This window comes from Bacillus sp. BP-3 (assembly GCF_028401955.1).
Taxonomy (GTDB): domain Bacteria; phylum Bacillota; class Bacilli; order Bacillales; family Bacillaceae_G; genus Bacillus_A.
This window is the reverse complement of the sequence record NZ_JAQOTJ010000029.1, coordinates 21610-27797: the sequence shown is the minus strand read 5'-3', so window position 1 is coordinate 27797 and position 6188 is coordinate 21610. Positions and strand designations below refer to the sequence as shown.

The 6188-nt window shown below is 33.4% G+C and carries 6 protein-coding genes; 3 read left to right on the top strand and 3 right to left on the bottom strand.

Annotated elements, in window-relative coordinates; all coding sequences use genetic code 11:
- Window positions 1-194 precede the first annotated feature (194 nt).
- Window positions 195-1235: a YkvI family membrane protein gene (locus tag PLX19_RS24590; RefSeq protein ID WP_272191527.1), complete on the bottom strand. Its 1041-nt coding sequence runs from the start codon at window positions 1233-1235 to the stop codon at window positions 195-197.
- 467 nt (window positions 1236-1702) lie between these two features.
- Between PLX19_RS24590 and PLX19_RS24585 the strand changes: the two genes are divergently transcribed.
- Window positions 1703-2161: a DUF3939 domain-containing protein gene (locus PLX19_RS24585; RefSeq protein WP_272191526.1), complete on the top strand. Its 459-nt coding sequence runs from the start codon at window positions 1703-1705 to the stop codon at window positions 2159-2161.
- A 73-nt stretch (window positions 2162-2234) separates the two neighbouring features.
- The gene (locus tag PLX19_RS24580) at window positions 2235-3500 is read left to right on the top strand and encodes an MDR family MFS transporter (protein WP_272191525.1); all 1266 of its coding nucleotides are present in this window, start codon (window positions 2235-2237) and stop codon (window positions 3498-3500) included.
- A 174-nt stretch (window positions 3501-3674) separates the two neighbouring features.
- On the opposite strand, the gene PLX19_RS24575 is transcribed toward PLX19_RS24580, so the two are convergent.
- Window positions 3675-4091, bottom strand: a complete 417-nt coding sequence (locus PLX19_RS24575) for a DUF1259 domain-containing protein (protein WP_272191524.1) — start codon at window positions 4089-4091, stop codon at window positions 3675-3677.
- 449 nt (window positions 4092-4540) lie between these two features.
- Between PLX19_RS24575 and PLX19_RS24570 the strand changes: the two genes are divergently transcribed.
- The gene (locus tag PLX19_RS24570; RefSeq protein WP_272191523.1) at window positions 4541-5275 is read left to right on the top strand and encodes an FUSC family protein; all 735 of its coding nucleotides are present in this window, start codon (window positions 4541-4543) and stop codon (window positions 5273-5275) included.
- 717 nt (window positions 5276-5992) lie between these two features.
- Here PLX19_RS24570 and PLX19_RS24565 read toward each other — a convergent pair.
- Window positions 5993-6184 carry a DUF3896 family protein gene (locus PLX19_RS24565; protein WP_272191522.1) on the bottom strand — a complete coding sequence of 64 codons (192 nt, stop codon included), beginning with the start codon at window positions 6182-6184 and terminating at the stop codon, window positions 5993-5995.
- Window positions 6185-6188 lie beyond the last annotated feature (4 nt).

Here is a 6188-nt window from a genome sequence, read left to right as displayed (position 1 = left end):
TGGCATCTATAGAAGAAATTAGTTCAGCAAGTGGAACGTTATCACAAATGGCTGAAGAGTTACAAGTATTAATTGAACGATTTAAGGTGTAATGAAAAAAGCACGTGAATAAGATGATTCACGTGCTTTTGTTTTAGTTTGATAAAGATCCAATTCGTATCATTAATTCTTAGTGAGAGATAAGGAGTTTTACTTTATGTTTTATTCTGTTGTTTGAATGCAATAATTGGAAGGAGGATTAAGCTAATCCATCCAATCATAGGGTATAACATATGAAGTAATTCACTATAACCGATATAACTAAAACAATAACTAATAAGTAAGATGAAATAAATAATGATGTTACTTCTCCAGCCGGTGATAGATTGAAGTTGTTTAGTCATACCAAATATGTTACCGACAAGTGTTGTAAATACTTCTCCAAAAATAATTAATACAAAAAAGAAATGAAAAGTGGCATTGAAACGACGTACAACTTCTGCCATTGGGATATTATATTGATAAAATTGTTCGACAGATAAAATGGCGAAGTGACTACATAACAAAATTAAACAGAGACCAGCTCCACCTAACATACCACCCCATTTAATGGCTTTCTGGTCCTTAACTTCGCTTGCTAATGGTACAAGTACACTTTGAGCGAGGGAGAGGTTGAGTGCAACATATGTAATGGGACTAGTAACCCATTTGATATTCCAATTTTCAGAAGGTGTCATGTTGAAAAAAGAAGATATATCATGAAAAAGTGTTGTAATAGATAGCCCCACGATGAAAGTCATCATAATTGGTACGACGAGTGAATTAACTTCAAATACCCCTTGTAATCCTCGGCTGCCAATTATAATACAAGCGAGTATCGTTATAAAGATTCCAAGTTGTCTTGGGAGACGAAGTTGCTCTTCAAATACCGCTCCGGCTCCGGAAAGCATGACGCTTGTCACGCCAAATAATACGAGAAGTAATAAAATATTGACAACGTTCCCAAAGACATCACCAAATAAATATTTGTTAAATTCTTGAGCAGAAAATGCTTTAATTTGTGAAGAAAGTAGCATCATTTTTGTACCTAGCCAAATAAAGAAAATACCGCTTACTAAAATGCCAATTGTTCCATATGTTCCGTGAATTGTAAAGAACTCAACGATTTCTCTTCCAGTTGCAAATCCAGCTCCAACGACAGTCCCTATATAAGTAGCAGCAATTTTTTTAGCTACTTTCCATTGCTGATTATCCATGTAATCCCTCTTTCTTATGTTATGAGCTGATTTATTTATTACCTAGACTTTGAGAATAAGGTGAGATAAAGTGAAACTTTAATTAGTGGGGGGGCTTAATCCCCACTGATTAAAAGCCCTCACCAATCGGGCTTTTACGGGCAATTTATCTCCCGCCTAACTTCTTTGCTTTCACTGAATTTTGAGGTGGGAGTATTACTGTCCGTTAATGCGGGATAAAGTAAAACATTCATCAGTCATCTCTTACATTTTGAGATAAAGAAGTTTCACTACTTACTGAAAACTGTACTTAATTTCATACATATGAATGAGTTTGGACAAACATACGATAAAGTGATAATTTCATATAATTTTTTACAATGTGAGACTAGTGAATAGGCTTATCGGTAAATTCCAGGTGTGTTTTTTCATTATTCATATTTATCTTGTAATTTATGGTATAATGAAGGAAAAGGGGGGCGGAGAAGATGTTTCGCTTTTTTAAAAAAGGCAAGGAAGAAAGAGAGATTACGAAAGATGAATTAGAGCTTGCTATGGCAAAATTTCTTGAAGCGAATGCTAATGTCGTATATACAGTATTAGTAAATGATGACTACACGGTTAATTATGACTTGTTAAAACCTTATTTACCTGCTTTTCCTACGAATACATTTATTATTACAAAGGAGACACTTGAAGTCTTTGAAAATACACAGGAAAATCTTGCGTTTGTTAAAGAAATTGATGATGTACAACGTGCTGTAGATCAATATGTAACGGAGAAGGAAGTTTTTCCAATCGTTGAAGGAAATGATAATCGCCTTATTTGTTCAATCAAGTTAGGTCCATACTTAAAAAGAGGATTAGAACGAAATTTATATGTATCAGAGAAACATTATTTAGTGACAAGTAAACCTGATAAAATAAGTACAACCACTGTGCAATAAAGAAACAACAATGAAGTATTGTTGTTTCTTTATTGTAAGCATCATGCGGAAGGTGTAGAGAAGAGGAAACTTCATGATTTTAAAAAACTGGGATTTAAATTTAAAGATTCGTCTAGTAGGAGAATGGCTCTTCGGACTTTTCTTTTGGATGCTTCTTCCGTTTATGGCGATATATTTTGCGGAAGAACTAGGGAAAACAACGGCTGGAATATTACTTGTATTGTCGCAAGTATTATCTGTTTTTGCTAATTTAGTAGGCGGCTATTTAGCGGATACTTATGGCCGTAAGCGTATGATGGTGATTGCAACATTTGTACAAAGTGCTGCCTTTGTACTATTTGCTTTTGCCAATTCACCATGGTTGCAATCACCGCTCTTAACATTTGCAGCTTTTTCTCTAATTGGTATTATGGGTTCTTTATATTATCCAGCGAGTGCAGCAATGGTTGCAGATTTAGTACCCGAAGAGCAGCAAAGTAAAGTATTTGCGGTTTTTTATACAATGATAAATATTAATGTTGTGTTGGGACCGATTTTAGGAGCATTTTTCTTTTTTTCATATCGTTTTGAATTGTTACTGGCGAGCGTTATTATTAATTTTATATTAGCCTTTGTATTACTTAAGTTTATAAAAGAGACGTTACCAGAGAATATAACAAAAGTAGAAAAGCAAAGCGGATGGCTTACTGTTATGAATGAACAGATAAAGAATTATCGAATTATTTTTCAAGATGGTGTCTTTCTGTTGTTCATTGTTGCAGGTATTCTTGTTGCTCAAACTTTTACCCAGCTTGATCTACTGTTAGCCGTATACATAAAAGAAAATGTACCTACGCAAGAGTTTTTTAATCTGATGATAAATGGTGAGAAATTGTTTAGTTGGATTATTGCGGAAAATGGATTTTTGGTTGCTTTATTTACTGTCTATGTAACGAAATTAGCAAATTACTTTTCTGAGCGAACGGTCTTTTTGTTGTCATCTCTTACATACGGAATAGCGATGGTAATTTTTCCACACACTGTATCAGTCTGGGGCCTTATTTTTGCTATGCTCATTTTCACGTTCGGAGAGTTAGTAGTTGTTGGAATTCAAAATAGTTTCGTTTCTAAATTAGCACCTGAACATATGCGAGGACAATATTTTGCGGCGGCAACACTTCGTTGGTCTGTCGGCCGAACAATTGCGCCAATTGCGATTCCTTTAACAGCGTGGATAGGTTATCAATACACATTTTACATCATTGCAGTACTTGCGTTTTTAAGTGCATTTTTATATTTTGTGATGTTCCAATTGTTACAAGGCAAAAACGTTCATGCGAAAAAAGTGATGAATGAGTAAGGCGAGTAATTATGAAAATAAGTATAAATGATAAATGTCCTCTTTCTGTGAGAGGGCATTTATCATTTATACTATATCTCGTTTGTTATCTGAAAGGAATTATATGTTCAGTTACTAAAAGTATGTATTTTTTATCAAGAGGTTCCGTATCTGAGTAGGAACTTAAACTTCGGGTTAACTCCCGTTATCAGCAATTGGATAGCTACTAAGGGCCGCAAAAGAATTTGCTAATTTTTTTGCGAAATTTAATGGCGGCTCTACGGATTGAACATGAATATACATAATTAATGGATTCATATATAACCAATGATTATGCAAGGCACTAACAATAATTCCTTGTTGTGTGATGGATCGTATAAATGAGGGGATTTCTTCTTGCAAAACAGCAATTTCAGCTAAATTTAAAGCATTACCATTTTGATCCAAAGATTCAAATCCTACTCCCACAGGTATTACGGACATACTCGGTTTTCCTTGAACGAGTACCTTGATATTACGATGGAAAGATACCGAACAAGAACTGTGATTGATTTTACTTTTCCCTTTCAGAATTGTAGCAAATTGTTCGCAAAGAAAGTTAAAATTGTTCATAAATGTATCCCCCTCTATTAAATGGAATGGGAATTTCTACAAAAAATAAAGGTATTACTATATTTGCTAGCCGCTGTTTTGTTCTTCACCTTTTTTCTAATTAACACTCCAAAATTAGAATGTTTTTATCACCATATGCATAAATTGTCTGTTTTAGAATTGGGAAAAAGAATGATACATACATTGGAATTCATAAAGAAAAGTTAATGTATAAGATCCATTCGCACTTATTTTGCTTTTATATAGTTATATGTTATTCGAAGGTCAACTGTTGGAAAAGATAAAGCTATATGATAATGAGGACATAAAAAGCATAGAACAGGGCAGGGGTAATAGTGATATCTATGATAAATCAGATTCTGTAATTATCTATATGGTAAATATAGGAGTGGATAACTGTAACATATTAAAAATGTATGTAAGATTATTCTGTGTACAAGGGAGTTTTTATGAAAAAAACGGGTAAACAAAAAAAAGGGTTACTAAAAGGATTAATACTTATTACCAAAATAGCTTTAGCTTCAGGAGTATCATGGGAAATAGCAAAAATGTTAGGATCAAAGCACCCTTATTTGGCACCATTAACTGTTATTCTTTCTATGCAAGAAACTGTCCAGCATTCTGCCGTATATGCTTTTTACAGAATTATCGGCACGATTTTTGGAATTACTGTTTCTGTTTTTATTATCAGTCATTTAAAAGTGAGCGGATGGACGATAGGATTATTACTGTTAGGCGGAATGGTGCTTCCGGTTATATTTAGGGTGCATAAAACAATCATACATCAAGTGGCTTTAACCATTTTACTAGTGTTTGTCTTTGTACATAAAACGAATTATTATGTGTCAGATCGAATTAGAGATACGATCATCGGTGCGCTTATCGCCATTATTGTTCATATGGTGATTTTTCCACCTAATTATGTGAAAGAAGCTCGTTTAACGTTGAATCAATTTGGTTTCCATCTTGTACAGTTGTTTGAACAGACAGCTATTTGGGTGAATACGAACTGTGACCTTGTTACAGAACAACATTTAAGAAAGAATATAACAATCCTACTTCAGGAACTACATCAAGTGCAAAAAGATTTTAAGATGGCAGAAAAAAGTTTGAAATTAAATCCATTTACGAAAAATAAAAAACAAATTTTAAAACAAAACGAACAACTTCTCACACAGTTATAGACAGGATATATTTATATTTCAAGTATATTAAACACATTCAGTGATTGGTCCCAAACAGAGTTTATTTCAAAAGCTGATCAACAACAATGGACTATTCAATTGCAAATGTTGGGGGAATACATAGAAGAGCAACTCATCAAGAGTTCAGAGAATCATCAAAGCCTTAAATATCCCCTAGACTTACTGGACTTATCTTCTATTTCTGTACAAGTCAATATCTCACCAGAAATAGAACCCTATAGATATCAATTAAGTTTGTATAATGATACGCTTAAATTAATTTAGGAGTTAAAAAAGGATAATAGTAATAACTATATAAATACAAATTAAAAACCGAAATAAAAACCGAAATAAAAACCTCTTTCTTTTTAAGGGAGGACGAGGGCATCTGGCTGTGCGTAGATGCGGTAAGTGCCTTTTCCTGCCACTAAAACAAAGGGAGGAAGCAAGTAGCGATCATGTTGTATTCTGCATAGCAGTGACTTATATGTCGGAAAATTTAAATGGACTTATATAGTAGGCTTCATCAAAGGTGAGGCCTTTTTCTTTTTTATGCTTTATGTAAAAATATACAAATGTTTGTTTACTCGCTATTTGTGGGTAGTAAGATCTGCATAAGGATGTAGAGAGGAATGAAGAAGGATCTTTCCATCAGTGGGAGAAGAAGAAATACCCAACTGATGGAATTTTTATGCCTTAATAATTTGTGCATCGGTTTTAATGAGAAATTCCTCTTTCAAAATGATTCATTTCAACTAAAATAAGAATATATTCGTAATTATCAACCATTCTCTTAATTTCATTACGTTCACTTTCTGTTAATTTCACATCTGTTAATTGTTTACATAGCTGGGATTTTTGATTTTCTAATTGTTTTTTAATCTCATGATAGTTGTAAGAGCGTTTCATATTA